General features: G+C 71.5%; 9 protein-coding genes. 3 read left to right on the top strand and 6 right to left on the bottom strand.

Annotated elements, in window-relative coordinates; genetic code table 11:
- The coding region (locus tag FOF48_RS24085) for a TIGR02452 family protein (RefSeq protein ID WP_143905108.1) at positions 1-657 on the bottom strand (657 nt) is incomplete at its 3' end.
- A gap of 4 nt (positions 658-661) precedes the next feature.
- Entirely contained in the window at positions 662-1,498 is an 837-nt protein-coding gene (locus tag FOF48_RS24080; RefSeq protein WP_143905107.1) for a hypothetical protein, read from the bottom strand.
- Positions 1,499-1,886: 388 nt separating this feature from the next.
- On the opposite strand from FOF48_RS24080, the gene FOF48_RS24075 reads away from it, so the two are divergent.
- Positions 1,887-5,039: an adenylate/guanylate cyclase domain-containing protein gene (locus tag FOF48_RS24075; protein ID WP_143905106.1), complete on the top strand. Its 3,153-nt coding sequence runs from the start codon at positions 1,887-1,889 to the stop codon at positions 5,037-5,039.
- 14 nt (positions 5,040-5,053) lie between these two features.
- Here the strand turns inward: FOF48_RS24075 and FOF48_RS24070 are convergent, their stop codons facing one another.
- From FOF48_RS24070 to FOF48_RS24055, 4 genes are read right to left on the bottom strand one after another with little or no spacing between them, the layout of a single operon-like run.
- The gene (locus FOF48_RS24070) at positions 5,054-6,697 is read right to left on the bottom strand and encodes a M28 family metallopeptidase (RefSeq protein ID WP_143905105.1); all 1,644 of its coding nucleotides are present in this window, start codon (positions 6,695-6,697) and stop codon (positions 5,054-5,056) included.
- A gap of 42 nt (positions 6,698-6,739) precedes the next feature.
- Positions 6,740-8,764, bottom strand: coding sequence for a glucans biosynthesis glucosyltransferase MdoH (gene mdoH / locus FOF48_RS24065; RefSeq protein WP_143905104.1), 2,025 nt, complete (start codon positions 8,762-8,764; stop codon positions 6,740-6,742).
- A 48-nt stretch (positions 8,765-8,812) separates the two neighbouring features.
- Positions 8,813-9,325 (bottom strand): hypothetical protein, encoded by a 513-nt coding sequence (locus FOF48_RS24060; protein WP_143905103.1) that lies wholly within the window; start codon positions 9,323-9,325, stop codon positions 8,813-8,815.
- The gene (locus FOF48_RS24055; RefSeq protein ID WP_235685817.1) at positions 9,313-10,893 is read right to left on the bottom strand and encodes a glucan biosynthesis protein; all 1,581 of its coding nucleotides are present in this window, start codon (positions 10,891-10,893) and stop codon (positions 9,313-9,315) included. The genes FOF48_RS24060 and FOF48_RS24055 overlap by 13 nt, the downstream gene beginning before the upstream one ends.
- 455 nt (positions 10,894-11,348) lie before the next feature.
- On the opposite strand from FOF48_RS24055, the gene FOF48_RS24050 reads away from it, so the two are divergent.
- Both FOF48_RS24050 and FOF48_RS24045 read left to right on the top strand, forming a co-directional pair.
- A complete protein-coding gene (locus tag FOF48_RS24050; protein WP_143905102.1) occupies positions 11,349-12,800 on the top strand; it encodes a DEAD/DEAH box helicase in 1,452 nt (483 codons plus the stop codon).
- A 237-nt stretch (positions 12,801-13,037) separates the two neighbouring features.
- Complete coding sequence (locus FOF48_RS24045) at positions 13,038-15,302, top strand: serine/threonine-protein kinase (RefSeq protein ID WP_143905101.1); 2,265 nt, start codon at positions 13,038-13,040, stop codon at positions 15,300-15,302.
- The last annotated feature ends 41 nt before the right edge of the window (positions 15,303-15,343 follow it).

The raw sequence follows: 15,343 nt of genomic DNA, 5'->3' as shown, positions 1-15,343 counted from the left end.
TCCCCATGCCCCCAGGATGAGCGTCCGGTGCCCGTGGTGCGCCGCCACCTGCAACACCTTGAGCGCCCGCGCGATCAACACTTCACGCAGTTGGAGCCCCACCTCCGCGTCGTCCGCGGGCAGCTGCTTCGCGTTGGGCGCGGGCGCCGTGATCAGCGACACGTTGAAGGGCCGCTCCAACAAGTCGTAGTGCTCGTTGCGGAAGAAAGGCACGTCGGGCGAGTACAGCACGTGGTCCGTGTAGAGCGGCGAGCGCAGCTTGCGGTTCACGTCGTAGTACTCCGGAAACCGGAGCAGGCACGGGTACAGCGCCGAGCACCGCGCCAGGTCCTCCTCCTGCGCCTTCGCCCCCGTGAGGAAGCCACCGCCCGGGTTCACCGCCGACGCGAAGTTGAGCGCCACCACGTCCCGCACGCCCTCCAGCTCCACCAGCCGGCGCGCGGCCTCGCCCGTCTTCTCGGAGGTCACCTCGACCGTGAAGCCCGTCACGGGCTCCGGACGCTTGAGGTGTTCGAAGTCGCCCGGGCGCACCAGCACCGTGCCCTGGACCGCGTGCGCCACCGCGTCGCGCACGGACACCTCCCGTCCCGAAAGCGGCACGTAGGTGCCCTGCTCGAGGATGCGAAGGGTCTCGTCCGCGACGCGATTCAGCGACATGGCGTCACTCGCAGCCGATGCGCACGGGCGCCACCGCGAGGTCGTCGATCCACGTCTCCGACGCGGAGTCGCCGTGCGGATGCACGAAGCCGTAGCCCACCGCGAAGCTGGTGAACGGCCGCATGCCCACGTTCGGGAAGTCGAACGCCTGCGCGCCATCCACCCACACCTGCGCGTGGCCCGTGGTGGCCGTGGCACTGGCGCGCTGCACGCCCCACTCGATGCAGGTCCACTTGTTCGGCGACACCGTCACCTTCAGGTCGTCCTGGTAGTTCCACCCCGTGCCCTTGATGCCGCTCCAGTCATCCAGCGCGAAGCCGCCGTTGACCATGCCCTGCAGTTCGATGCCGCCGAAGTCGCTCTCCTTGGGCGAGAAGAGGATGAAGTACGTCCCCATCACATCCTGGGGCGCGGCGCGGCTCAGGTAGACATACGCGCGCGTGTAGAGCGTCGTGCCGAAGGCCGGGATGTCCTTGCGCAGGTGCGCGATGGCCTGCGGATCCTGCTCCTTGCCCGTCGTCTCATCGTGCCCCGCCTCCGTCACCACGTGCACCGCGCCGCTGCCGGAGCGCGTGCGCGTGCCGTCGATGGTGATGGTCGCGTGGTGCTCCTCATCCGGGGTCTTCCAGCCGTTCTGCCCCTTGTCGAAGTTCTCGCAGATGATCGCGGAGGCCGGGCACTTGCCGTCGCCCGTTCCATTCGGACCGCCGTCGGTGCCCGCGTCCGTGCCGGAGGAGGTGCCCCCGTCCGGGTTGTTGTCCTTCGCGTCGTCGCCGCATGCCGACAGCGCGCCAAACGCGAGGGAAGCCATCATCAAGGCCAGTGCCGAAGTCGAACGCATGAGTCCTTCCGGAGGGAGCATCGTGTACCTCGCGCACCTGCCGCGAGGACGGGACGTGAAGGCAGTCCTAGCACGGCCCGCCGACCTACTTCGAATGGGGCCTGCCAGACCCCGGCCCTCGCGCCGGGGAGGGAAGACCGTGTCGCGCGGACAGCGGGACACCCCATGGGACCATACGGATGTCGTGCAGTGATGGATGCACGCGCGGCGCGGTCACAAGTGCTCACTACCAGCGGACTGCCCTGTCCGGCAGGTGCGTGTTGCCGTTCCGGTCCGTACTGCTTTCCATGTGAAGGCCTGTCGGCACGAACTTCACCCTGACGGGCAACACGGTGGCGGCGAGGGTGGGATTGGGTGCGTGGGTTTCTGGCATCGGGAGAGCGGGAGCATGGCAGAGGCCTTCCGAAGACTCGCGGTCGTCGAGCCTCCAGCCGACGACGCGCCTTCCAACCGGGACATGAGGCCCCCTCCCTCGCCACACCTGCCTCCCACCGGTTCGGTCGCGCTGGTCTTCACCGACATCCAGGGGTCCACCCGCCTGTGGGAGCGCTGCGGCCAGGGCATGCGCGACGCGCTGGAGCTGCATGATGGCGTGCTGCGCGCGCTGCTGCTGGGCACGGACGGCTACGAGGTGAAGTCGCAGGGCGACGCCTTCATGGTGGCGTTCGCGTCCCCCACGGAGGCGGTGCACTGGTGCCTCCGGGCCCAGGAGGCCCTGCTGCACGTGAGCTGGCCCAAGGCCTTGCTGGAGGAAGCGGACGCGGCGGAGGAGTACGCGGCCGAAGGGCTGGCCCACCGGGGGCTGCGCGTGCGCATGGGCGTGCACGTGGGGGAACCCGACTGCCGGATGGATCCCTCCACCCACCGGTTGGACTACCTGGGGCCTCCGGTGAACATCGCGGCGCGCGTGGCGGACGCGGGCCATGGCGGCCAGGTGCTGCTGAGCGGCGCGACGTGGGCTCGCGTCGCCCCGGAGCTGGCCGCGCTGGGGCTGCCCATCGCGCGCCAGCTGGGCGCCTTCCGCCTGCGCGGCGTGGGCGACAGCGTGACGCTGGTGGAGCTGTTGCCGGTGGCCTTGTCGCACCGCCGCTTCGGGCCTCTGCGCGCGCCACGGGAGCGGCCCGGCAACGTGCCGCTGCTGCGGCAGGACCTGGTGGGGCGCGCGGAGGAGCTGGACACCCTGCGCCAGTGGGTGTCGGAGGGCGCGCGGCTGCTCAGCATCCTGGGCCCGGGGGGCATGGGGAAGACGCGGCTGGCCACGCACTTCGGCGCGCTGGAGTCGGACGCGGGTCACTGGGAGGGCGGCGTCTGGCGGTGCGATCTGGAGGAGGCCCTGACGGCGGATGATCTCTGCCACGCGGTGGGGCGCGCCCTGGGCGTCCCGCTGTCGGCGGATGGCGACGGCAGCACGCCCGCGGAGCGGCTGGGCCGCGCGCTCGCGGGCTGCGGCGACGTGCTGGTCATCCTCGACAACGTGGAGCAGGTGGTGCGGCACGTGCCCGCGACGCTGGGCCGCTGGCGGGTGCTGGCGCCGCACGCGCGCTTCCTCGTCACCACGCGCGAGGCCCTGCGCCTGCCCGGAGAGCGCGTGCTGGATCTGGCCCCGCTGGGTCTGCCAGATCCCGAGGAGACGCGCTGGGACGTCATCCTGCGCTCGGACGCGGTGCGCCTGTTCGTGCAGCGGGCGCGGGAGACGCGCGGCGACTTCATCCTGGGCGACGAGGACGCCCCGCGCGTCGCGGACATCGTGCGGCAATTGGACGGCATCGCCCTGGCCATCGAGCTGGCCGCCGCGCGCGTGAGCGTGCTGGGAGTGGAGCAGCTGCGCGAGCGGCTGTCGAAGCGCTTCGACCTGCTGCGCGTCGGGCGGCGGGATGCACCCGCCCGGCAGGCGACGCTGCGGGGGGCCATCGACTGGTCGTGGAACCTGCTGGAGCCAGCGGAGCGCGCCGCGCTGGCGCAGTGCTCGGTGTTCCGCGGCGGCTTCACGCTGGAGGCGGCCGAGGCGGTGTTGGTGCTGCCGGAGGGGTCACCGGACGTGCTGGAGGTGCTGCACTCCCTGCGCTCCCGCTCGCTCGTGTGCGCGCGAGAGGTGGGCTCGCCCGGCGGCTTCCTGCGCCTGGGGCTTTACGAGAGCATCCGCGAATACGCGGCGCTGCGCCTGATGGAACAGGGGGACGAGGTGGCCTGCGAGGCCCGCCATGCGGACACGTATCTCCAGGTCGCGCGGCGGCTGAGAGAGCGCGTCCAGAAGACAGGCGGTGCGACGGCGCTCCGCAGGTTGGCCCTGGAGCGGGAGAACCTGCTGGCCGCATGCGACAACGCGATGGCGGTGCGTCCCGCGTCCGCCGAGTCCCTGGGCCGCGCGCTGGAGACCCTGGTGGCGTTGGAGCCGGATGTGCGGACGCGCGGGCCCGCGGGTCTGCTGCTGGAGAGGCTGGAGCAGGCACTGGAGCTGTCTTCGCGCGTGGCGGTGGCGCCGCTGAAGCGCGCGGAGGCGCTCGCGGTCCTGGGCCGTGCGCACCTGGACGCGGGACAGGCGGACGCGGCCCGCCAGGCGCTGGAGCAGGTGCGCGGCATCTTCCATGTGCTGGGCGAGACCGCGCTGGAGAAGCGCGTGCTCGTGGATCTGTCCATCGTCGCCCGGCACGCCGGAGACGCGGCCGCCGCGTGGACGCTGATGCGCGACGCGCAGGCCCTGCCCTCCGGGAATGACCATTGGTTGGAGGCCTACGCGATGGGCAACCTGGGCCTCGTCGAACAGGTACGGCGAGGACCGGAGGCAGCCATCCCGCACCTTCGCGCGGCGCTGGCCCTGTTCCGCGAGGTCGGGGACGTGACGTTCGAGGTGGGCTTCCTCACCAACTGCGCGGTCGCCATGGGTGAAGCAGGCGACAGCGGCGAAGCGGTGACGTTGTTGGGCGAGGCGCTGGCACGAGCGCTGAGCGTGGAGGACCGCGCGGGGCAGGCACTCGCGCGGCTCAACCTGGGGTGCTACCTGCTGGACGGGGGCGGCGTCATGGAGGCCTGCGAGCATCTGGAGGCCGCGGTGCGCCTGTCGCGGCTGCTGGGTCAACGCCTGATGGAGGGCACCGCCCTGGGAGAGTGGGGCCGGGCATCGCTTGCCCGGGGCCACTGGAAGCAGGCCCGCGCGGCGCTGGCGGAGGCGGTGGCCATCCTGGGCCGCGCGTCTCGCTGGCAGGCGCTGCGCTTCATCGCGCACCTGGCCGCGTTGGATGCGGCGTGCGGCGAACTGACCGCGGCCCGCGAAGGGTTCTCGGCGCTGGATGGGGCTCCCGAGCTGCGCGACGACCCTGCCCTCTTCCAGCTCGTGGAGCTGCTGCGCGCCGCGCTCGACCTCGCCCACGCCGACACCTTGCCGGTGGGAAGCGCGGAAGGCCACGAAGCGCGCGGCTCCGCGCGCCGCCGCATCGAAGCAGCGCGACACGCCCCGAAGGAATCAGCCTCGTCGGACATCCGCGGCGCGCTGCGCTTCCTGGAGGCCCGTCCCGGGGTCGCGGAGTCCCACCCCGACGCCTGAGCCGAGCCGCGGGCCTACGGGGTCACGGTGGAGGTCGGCGCGGACTTGACGGGCACTACCGAAGGCTTCGCGAAGCGCCGGAAGAAGCTGTCGTCATTCCACTGGGGGCGGCCCGGCGCGTCCGCCACCGCGTTCGTCATGGCGGTCAGGAACTCGATGAACCGCGCGGCGCCTTCGTGATCCACGGGCTGCTGGGACAGGTCGTCCGACGGCGCGTGGTAGCGCTCCGTCAGCCACTGCTTGAGGACCTTCTGCTCCTGCGACCCCGGCGTGTAGCCAAACTTGAAGAACAGCGCGGGCACGCCCTCGCGGATGAACGAGTACTGGTCGCTGCGCACGAACAGGTTGCGGTCCGGCTCCGGATCCGGGAGCACCTGGACGCCCTGCTTCGCGGCCACCGCCGCCAGCGGCACCGACAGCGTGGACTCGTCCTTGCCGTGCGCCACCACGGAGGCGAAGGGCCAGTGGGGCATGAACATGTCCAGGTTGAAGTCCGCCACCATGGAGGTGATGGGCACGGGCGGCCGGGCCGCGAAGTACTTCGACCCGAGCAGCCCCTTCTCCTCCCCTGTCACCAGCGCGAACAGCACTGAACGCTTCGGCTTCGTCGGCTGGGCATGCAGCTGGCGCGCGACCTCCAGCACCGCCGCGACACCGGACGCGTTGTCCATGGCGCCGTTGTAGATGCGGTCGCCGTTCACCGGCTCTCCCACGCCCACGTGGTCCAGGTGCGCGCTGAGCACCACGTACTCCTTCGCGAGCACCGGATCCGCGCCCGGCATGACGCCCACCACGTTCATCGACTTCAGCGACTTCACCTCGAACGCCAGCTTCGCCTTCAGCCGGAAGGGCAGCTCGAACCTCGGCAGCGGCTGATCCGCGTCCGCCAACGCCACCAGCTCTTCGTAGCGGTGAGGCGCGCCCTCGAACAGCTTCTGCGACCGCGTCACGTTCATCACCGCCGCGACCTTCAGACCGCCGGTGTCATTGAGCGACGCCTCCGCGAACTGCATCGTCGGGCTCCTGACGGAGCCGACCAGCCGCTCCCACGGCAGCTCCTGATGCTTGGGGTTCTGCAGGTAGACGTACCCCACGGCCCCCGCGCGCTTGAGGACCTTCACGCGCTCCGTCCACGAAGAGAAATGGGACTTCACCGGGCCCGGGATGTTCCCCGGTCCGCCCTGGAGCAGCACCACCACCTTGCCCTTCAGGTCCAGGCCCGCGAAGTCATCATGGCCCAGCTCGGGAATGGACAGGCCGTACCCCACGAACACCAGCGGCGCGTCCACGGCACCGGCCTCTCCCTGCCGCGAGGACAGGACGGCGTCCTCGCCCTGCACGAGCGGCTGCGTCTTGCCGTCCTTCACCAGCGCGATGCGCGACTTCGACTCGATGAGGCGGCGGGACTCCAGCGCCATGGGCTGGAGGAAGCCGGTCTTCATCACCGGCCGAACCCCCAGCGCGGCCAGCTCCTTGGACACATAGCCCGCGGCCAGCTCGTAGCCCTTGCTGCCCGTGTCCCGGCCCTCCATCGCGTCACTGGCCAGGACCTCGACGTGCTTCCACCACCGGTCCTCCCCGGAGGTGGGAGGCTCCGCGGCGAAGGCCCCAGAGGAGAAGAACAGCGCGAGCGCGGCGGCGGAGGTGACCCGGTTCATGCCCGGGAGCATCCAGGGCGGCGTGCGCCCGTGCAACCGCGATCAGGCCTGGACGCTCAAGCGCCGGCCGCGCAGCTCCGACAGTGTGCGTGCATCCAGCAGGACCGCGGACTTCTCCTGCGCGGACAGGGGCTCCACCGCGCCCGCCAGCAGCTTGCGCCGCGCGGACGCGAGGGCCACGGGCACACCGGCCGTCGGGTGCGCCTCCAGCAGGGCCAGATGCAGGGCGTGCGCGCGCGGATCCGTCAGCACGTGGTCCAGCGCATCGCCCACCGGCTCCAGCTCCTCCCCCGCGAGCTCCTGCGCGCGCACCAGCACCGTGGGGGGAGCCACCTCCTCCGGGATGAGGAACAGGCCCCGCCGCTGCGCCCACAGGCCCAGTGACGCACGGGCGGTGAACACGGAGATGGCCGGGGACAGCCACAGCCCCAGGATGACCGGCGACAACCACGTCAGCATCCCCGGCGCCACCGCGACCGCCAGCAGCGCGAGCACGACGCCGACCACCATGTGCCACTTGTGCCGCCGCAGGGCCTCCGACCAGGGCAGGTCGGTGTCCTCGCGCTGCTGGCTGGACCAGTTCACCTTGTAGCCAAGCAGCGTCCCGAACACGAAGTGCGACTGGAAGAGCATCATCACCGGCGCCATCAGCGTGGACACCACGCCCTCCAGCGCCACGCTCAGCACCAGCATGGCGCGGCCCCCCATCCGCGCCGCCTCCTCGCGGTCCGCGAGCACCAGCCCCAGGCCCATCAGGCGCGGAATCCACAGCATCGCCAGCGACACGAGCATCAGCCGCAGCGCGCCCACCGTGTCGAACGCGTCTCCCCCGGGCAGCGTGGACTGGAACCCCACCAGCGTCGCCGGCGAGAAGAACCACTCGTGCAGCGCGGCGAACAGGCCCGACACCAGGAAGATGAGCCACAGGGGCGATGCGACGTAGGACATCACCCCCATGAGGAAGTGCATCCGGCTCATCGGATGCAGGCCCCCCGCCATCACCAGGCCCAGGTGCTGGAGGTTGCCCTGGCACCAGCGGCGGTCGCGCTGCGCGTACGCCAACAGGTCCGGCGGCGGCTGCTCGTAGCTGCCGCCGATCTCCGGCACCAGCCACACCGTGTAGCCCGCCCGGCGCATCAGCGCCGCCTCCACGAAGTCATGGCTGAGGATGTGGCCGCCGAAGGGCTGCTGTCCCGGAAGCACCGGCAGGCCACAGTGCTCGATGAAGGGCGCCATGCGCAGGATGGCGTTGTGGCCCCAGTAGTTGGAGTCCCCCAGCTGCCACGACGCCGCGCCCGCGGCCACGATGGGCCCGTAGATGCGCCCCGCGAACTGCTGCAGGCGCGCGAACAGCGTGGAGCGACCCACGTTCTGCGGCGGCACCTGGAGGATGCCCGCCCCCGGGTTCAGCTCCATCAGCCGCGCCATCCGCACCACGCTGTCGCCCGCCATCAAGCTGTCGGCGTCCAGCACCAGCAGGAAGTCGTAGCGGCGGCCCCAGCGCTCGCAGAACTCGGCCAGGTTCCCGGCCTTCTTGGCGGTGTTGTCGGAGCGGCGGCGGTAGAAGATGCGGCCCTGCCCGCCCACCCGGCGACACAGCTCCGACCACGCCAGCTCCTCCGCCACCCACGACTCCGCCCGGGTGGAGTCGCTGAGCACGTAGAAGTCGAACGCGTCCAACTGCCCCGTCGCGGCGATGGACTCGTACGTGGCCTGCACGTGCGCGAACACGGCGGCCGGATCCTCGTTGTAGACGGGCATCACCACGGCGGTGCGGCGCGTCAGCGGGACCGCGGCCTCCTCCTCCGTGGGCCAGAGCAGGCCCGGCACCCGCTGGTTCGAGACCAGTTGCACGAAGCCCGCGATGCCGCTCCAGAACGACAGGGAGATCCACGCGAAGCACAGCGTGAACAGCCCCAGCACGAACAGCTCCGGCACCGTGGTCCCGTGGGCGGCCAGCAGCCGGTGCATCTCCACGGATGCGAACCCGGTGCTCAGGGCCGCGAGCCCCAGCACCATGACGCGGCGCGGACGGGCCAGCGCCGGAGTGTACGGTTGGGGGTTCATGCGGACTCCGGGCTCCCGTGCGGCGCTTGCGGTGTGGATGGCGCGCGCCTAGCGCGACGGCGACACGTCCGCCCGGCTGGCGGGGCGCAGCCAGCGGCGCACCATGTCCATGAAGGGATTGAGCACGAGCACCTGCTCCCGCATCTGGCAGGGCACTTCCGCCGGGGCCGACATGGGCACGGCTTCACACACCGCGCGGCGCCACGCCTCCGGCAGCGTGCTGGGCTCGCGCAGCAGCACGTCCGCGCCCCAGCGCGCACCGCCCACCAGGACGAAGGCGGCCCGGCCGCGCACCAGCAGCGCCGGCCCCACGTGCGAAGGCCCGAGCACCGCCGCCAGCCACCCCTCCACGCGCCAGCGCGCGAGCGCCAGCGCGGCCTCCGGAGACAGGGCCAGCTCCCGGGTTCCCAGGACCCAGCTCGCCAGCCGCTCCAGGTCCCCTCGGCCGGTGAAACCAAAGTCCTGGAAGAAGCCCACCAGCGCGGCGCGCGTGTCCGCGCGGGCGTCCTGGGGCATCGCCGGAGCGAACGACATGAACGGGTGCGTGGTCACGGAATCCACAGGTAGCTCCAGGTCTCGGTGAGGGTCTCGGAACCGCGTTTCAGGAAGCAGCGCAGCTCGACGGGGGCGTCCCCGTCGGGCAGCAGCTCGAAGGCCGCGCGGTAGCCACCGGAGATCGCATGGACCTCCGCGCGCGGGTGCAGCACCTGGCCGCGTGAAGCGGTGACGACCGCCTCCACCGGACCGGTGCCCTCCCCGGCGTCCTTCGTGAAGTCGAGGACGAAGCGGCGCGCCCCCGGCTTGCTGCCCGCCGCGACACGCGTCGCCGCGACGGTGGAGCCCCCAGCCTTCGCGCCCTCGGGGGCGAAGCCCCAGGACAGCCGGTAGGCGAAGCGAAGCTGCGCGCCCGCCTGCACCGGCGCATCCGGCACCCAGAAGGCCACGATGTTGTCGTGGATCTCCTCGCGGGTCGGGATCTCCACGAGCCGCACGGAGCCGGCGCCCCAGTCACTCACCGGCTCCACCCAGGCGCCCGGCCGGCGCTCGTAGCGCGCCTCCAGGTCCTCGTAGCTGGTGAACGCCTGGTCGCGCTGCAGCAGGCCGAAGCCCGCCAGTCCGTCCGAGTGGAAGCTGCTGACCTGGAGCTGCTTCGGGTTCTTCAGGGGGCGCCACAGCTTCTCGCCGTTCTTCATCCAGACCGACAGGCCGTCGGAATCGTGGACCTCCGGGCGGAAGTCGTCGAAGTCGCCCCGGTCGTTCTCACCGAAGAGGAACATGCTGGTGAGCGGCGCCAGGCCCAACTGCCGCACCACCTTGCGCGCGAACACCGTCGCGTCCACGTCCATCACCGTGCGCTCACCCGGGTGGATGGCGAAGCGGAACGCGCCCGTCACGCTGGGGCTGTCCATCAGCGCGTGCACCACCACCGCGTCCGAGCCCGCGGCCGGCGTCTCCAGCCAGAACTCGCGGAACGTGGGGAACTCCTCGCCCCCCGGCAGCGCCGTGTCGATGGCGAGCCCGCGCGCGGACAGACCATAGAGGTTGCCCTTGCCGAGCGCGCGGAAGTAGCTGGCGCCCAGGAAGGCCACCAGCTCGTCGTAGTAGTCCTTCGTGTTCAGCGGCGCGTTCAGCCGGAAGCCCGCGAAGCCGTTCACCTTGCCCTTGGGCGGCGTGCCCACCAGGGGCCCATAGGTGAACTGCTCCGTGGAGAAGGGCACCGGGCGCGCCCTGCCGCCCTCCACCAGGTTCACGACCACGGGACGCGTGTAATAGAAGCCCGGGTGGAAGAACTGCGCCCGGAAGGGCAGCCCCTCTTCACGCCACAGCGACGCCGAGTCACGGAAGCGGATGTCCCGGAACTGATCGTACGTGAGCTTCTCGAAGGAGGGCGGCACCCCGATGGGAGGCTCCTGGTACGGCTTCGCGGCCAGCGCGCGGGCCCGCTCCTGCACCGACTCCGTGGAGAACCCAGTCCCCCGGACCGCCCCCGCCTTGGGCTGGGCACACGCCAACGCCGCCACGCACAGCCCCAAGCCCCAGGCCAGCCCCACCGTCTGTCGCTGCCACCGCTTCAAATCCCGCTCCTCCCAGGGGCCCACCGCCCGCGCCATCACGGCGCGACGCGGCATGGGCTAGCAACGGGCATGCCAGCCAACGATGGGTGAGGAATTGCCCAATCAATCCCAGGACTTACCCACAGTCATTTAGTTTGAATCCAAATGATTCCGGTGACTTGGGAGGGCGTCCGAGAGAGGAGGCCACTGGCGCCCGGACTGGGGGGTTGGGGACGACGGGGGCAGGCGGCCTCCAGCCCTGTCCGAAATCTCCACAGCGGTGGGGAGCAGCCGGGCGGGGAGGATTTCCCGGGACATTGCCCCCCGTTGCAGGCAGTGTGGCCGGGCCCTGGGCGGCACCGGGAATCCTTCCGGAAGCCCAGGGGTTCCAGGACGTTTCCAGGTGCCTCGGGCCGCAATTTGGCCTGACCGCGTACCGCAAGGCGCCCCCGCAATACCGCGGGAGGGCGCGCTGCGCGGTCGGTCCCCCGCCGGAGGGGGAGTGCGCCCACCCTTCATCGCGGGATTTCATGACTTTCGACGAACTGCAGTTGACCGATTCCCTTCTCAAGGCCGTGAAGGCCGAGGGCTACACCACGCCGACGCCCATCCAGGTGAAAGCGATTCCCCACGCACTGGCGGGCAAGGATGTGTTGGGCGTGGCCCAGACGGGCACGGGCAAGACGGCGGCGTTCGCGCTGCCCATCCTCCAGCGCCTGTCGGCGAAGGCGCCCGCGGGCGGCGCGCGGCCGGTGCGCTGCCTGGTGCTGACGCCCACGCGCGAGCTGGCCAGCCAGGTGAGTGACAGCTTCGGGACCTACGGCAAGCACCTGCCGCTGCGCCACGCGGTGGTGTTCGGCGGCGTGGGCCAGAATCCGCAGGTCCAGGCGCTGCGCCAGGGCGTGGACATCCTGGTGGCGACGCCGGGGCGCCTGCTGGATCTCATTGATCAGGGCCACGTGACGTTGCGCGCGCTGGAAGTGTTCGTGCTCGACGAGGCGGACCGCATGCTGGACATGGGGTTCATCCACGACGTGCGGCGGGTCATCAAGGTGCTGCCGTCGGTGCGCCAGACGCTGTTCTTCAGCGCGACGCTGCCGCCGGACATCGTGGACCTGGCGCGCAACATCCTGAAGGAGCCGGTGCGCGTGGAGGTGACGCCCGCGTCCAGCACCGCGGAGACGGTGAGCCAGCAGGTGTACTTCGTGGAGCGCGAGGAGAAGCGCGCGCTGCTCACGCACCTGCTCCAGGACGCGAAGGCGATTCCGCGCGCGCTCGTCTTCACCCGCACGAAGCACGGCGCCAACCGCGTGGCCAAGCAGCTCACGGCGGCGGGCGTGCGCGCGGACGCGATCCACGGCAACAAGAGCCAGAACGCCCGCGAGCGCGCGCTGGATGAGTTCCGCGCCGGCACGCTCCGGGTGCTGGTCGCCACGGACATCGCGGCGCGCGGCATCGACATCGACGGGCTGTCGCACGTGTTCAACTACGACCTGCCCAACGTGCCGGAGCAGTACGTGCACCGCATCGGCCGCACCGGTCGCGCGGGCGCCAGCGGACAGGCCGTGTCCTTCTGCGACTCCGAGGAGCGCGCGTACCTGCGCGACATCGAGCGCACCATCCGCCGCAGCGTGCCGGTGGCGGACGCGGGCTTCCGCTCGCAGCTGCCCCCTCCCCTGCCCGGGGATGTGGAGGACACCCGTCCCCCGCTGGCCGGCAACCGGGGCGGACGGGGCTCCGCGCGTGGCAACGGCGGGGGTGGCGGCGGGGGTCAGCGTCGCGGTGGCCGAGGCGGCCGCAATGGCGGGGGTGGCGGGGGGCAAGGCCGTTCGAGCGGTGGCCAGTCGCGTCAGGCCAGCGGCGGCAATGCCCAGGCGCCTCGCACGGGTGGCCAGGGCCGTCCGCAGGTGGCGCGTCCGGCGGCTCCGGCCGCGGGGCCGGGTTCGCCTCCGCCCCGTCGCACGATGTCCAAGTGGGGCTGAGCCTGCTCGGCTCCTCGAGGTAGGGATGCGGCCCCATGAGGCCGCTCCTTTCCGGGTGGGCTGGGAAGGATGGAGTTCATGACGCCCGGGTCCTCCCACGAGGGTCCGGGCGTTCGACTGTCCAGGGGGTCGCCCGCGGCGAGAGGCGCGCGCCCTGACGGATGGGGCGTGCTAGCGTGGCGCCCCGTTTCGCGGTGGTGCTTTCGCGCCCTTTGTCATCAGGACACGCCCTCTTCCATGACGCGCTCGGCTGACGGTGAGCTGAACATCGATTCGGTCCTCCGGAACACCTACAAAGTCGTCTCCGTGTTGGGTCGGGGCGGCATGGGGTCGGTGTTCCTGGCCCAGCACCTGCGGCTTCCGGGCAAGCAGGTGGCGGTGAAGGTGCTGCGCATCGGGGACCACGTGGGGCCGGACCTCCACGTGCGCTTCCGGCGCGAGGCGGAGATCGCCTCCCGGCTGGGGCACCCGAACATCGTGGAGGTGTTGGACTTCGACACGCTGGAGGACGGCAGTCCGTTCCTGGTGCTGGAGTACCTGCGCGGCGAGAGCCTCGCGGACCGGCTGCGGCGCGGGCGGCTGTCGTTGGAGGAGGTGTTCTCCTTCACGCGGCAGATGGGTTCGGCGCTCCAGACCGCGCATCGCGCTGGCGTCGTGCACCGCGATCTGAAGCCGGCGAACATCTTCCTGGTGCCCACCGACTCCGGCGGCGTGGTGGGCGAGCGCGTGAAGCTGCTCGACTTCGGCATCTCGAAGGTCATGTCCTCCGAGACGCTCCAGACGCAGGAGGCGGTGCTCATCGGCACGCCGCAGTACATGTCCCCGGAGCAGGCGCAGGGGCACAACCGGCGCATCGACGCGAGGACGGATCTGTTCGCGCTGGGCGGCATCGTGTTCGAGATGCTCTCCGGGATGACGCCCTTTGGTGGCGGGTCGCTGGCGCAGATCATCTACCGCGTGGTGCATGAGCCGCCGGTGTCGCTCTCCACGCTGATGCCGGACCTTCCGCCGAACGTCGCCCGGGCGGTGACGCGCGCGCTGGAGAAGAACCCGGATGATCGCCATCCGGACGTCGGGGCGTTCATCACGGAGCTCACGGGCGCGACGCTCCAGTCGCTGCCGGAGACAGAGGAACAGCTCGCGGCCCGGACGTTCTCGCGCTCGAAGCGTCCCTCCGGCGTCGCCCTGCCCTCGGTGGCCCCGGATGACGAGGACGCGATGGGCGCCACGATGGCGCCGGCGAACAAGGGGCCGGGGACGGGCCGCTTTGGTCCCGGCGCGGTCGCGGAGCCGGATGACATCGGCTTCGATGCGACGCTGGCGCCCCGTGGCAGCAGCACGACGCCGTTCGGTCAGCAGGCCCAGGCCGCGGGCGGCACGCTGGGGTTCGGCGCCACGCAGATGCCCGCGAGCGGAGTGGCACCAGGCGCCGTGGGAGCCTCGGGTGTGGCCCTGCCGGCGCAGCAGGCCTACGGCACGAGCCCGCAGGCCGCGTCAGGGAGCATCGGTGGGCAGCACGTCGCGCCAGGTCACGGCACGGGCCAGCACGTCGCTCCAGGCAGCCTCGGTGGGCAGCTGGCCTCAGGCTCCATCGCGGGCCAGCAGCACGTCACTCCGGGCAGCCTCGCGAGCCAGCACGTCGCTCCAGGCGGCCTCGGCGGGCAGCAGTTGCCCCCTGGCTCCATCGCGGGCCAGCACGCCGCTCCGGGCAGCTTCGGCGGGCAGCATGCAGCCCCTGCCTCCTCCTCGGGCCAGCACATCGCTCCGGGCAGCCTCGGCGGGCAGCAGGCGGTTCCAGGCAGCCTCGCGGGTCCCGTCGGTCCCCACGGCCAGCCGCTCGCGCCCGTGAGCGTGGCGGGCGTGGTGGGAGCGCCCGGTCCGACGACGCTGCCCGTCGACGCCGCCAGTGGCGGTAAGACAAAGTCACGAGTACTGCCGGTCGCGGGCGCCGCCGCGTTGATCCTCGGCGCCGTGGGGCTGGGTTGGTGGCTGCGGCCGGCGCCTGTCGTGGCGCCGCCGATTGTCGCGAGCACGCCGCCACAGCCCGTCGCGGTTCCGCCGCCCGCCGTGAACAACGTCCCGCCTCCCCTCCCCCCGCCGACCACGGCACCGCAGCCCCCGCCCCAGCCGCCCGTCGTGGCGCAGACCCCGCCCACCCCGACGGCCAAGGTGCCTTCTCAAGGCAAGCCGAAGGGAATCGATGCTCCCGCGGCGAAGCAGGGCCTGAGTGTCGATCCCCCGAACGAGGCCTCGCGCGTGGCCCTCCAGGGAGCGCGTGCGGCAATCGCGGAGAAGGACCTGTCCGCGGCGATCAACCGGGCCCAGCGCAGCTACACGGACGGCCCCAACCTCGCGGCCCGCCTGCTGCTGACGCAGATCCGCTGTATGCAGAAGGACCTGGGCGGGGCCCGCGCCGAGTGGAACCTGCTGCCCAAGAAGCTCCGGCAGAAGGCAGAGCAGGAGTGCCGGAAGTACGAAGTCGACCTGAGCATGGAGCCTTGATCCGGCCCTGGCCGTGCGCGGGAACACCGCCGCGGCCGAGT

This window comes from Corallococcus sp. Z5C101001 (genome assembly GCF_007352635.1).
Lineage (GTDB): Bacteria > Myxococcota > Myxococcia > Myxococcales > Myxococcaceae > Corallococcus > Corallococcus silvisoli.
Note: the sequence above shows the minus strand (reverse complement) of the source record. Positions and strands in the feature narration are given on the sequence as shown.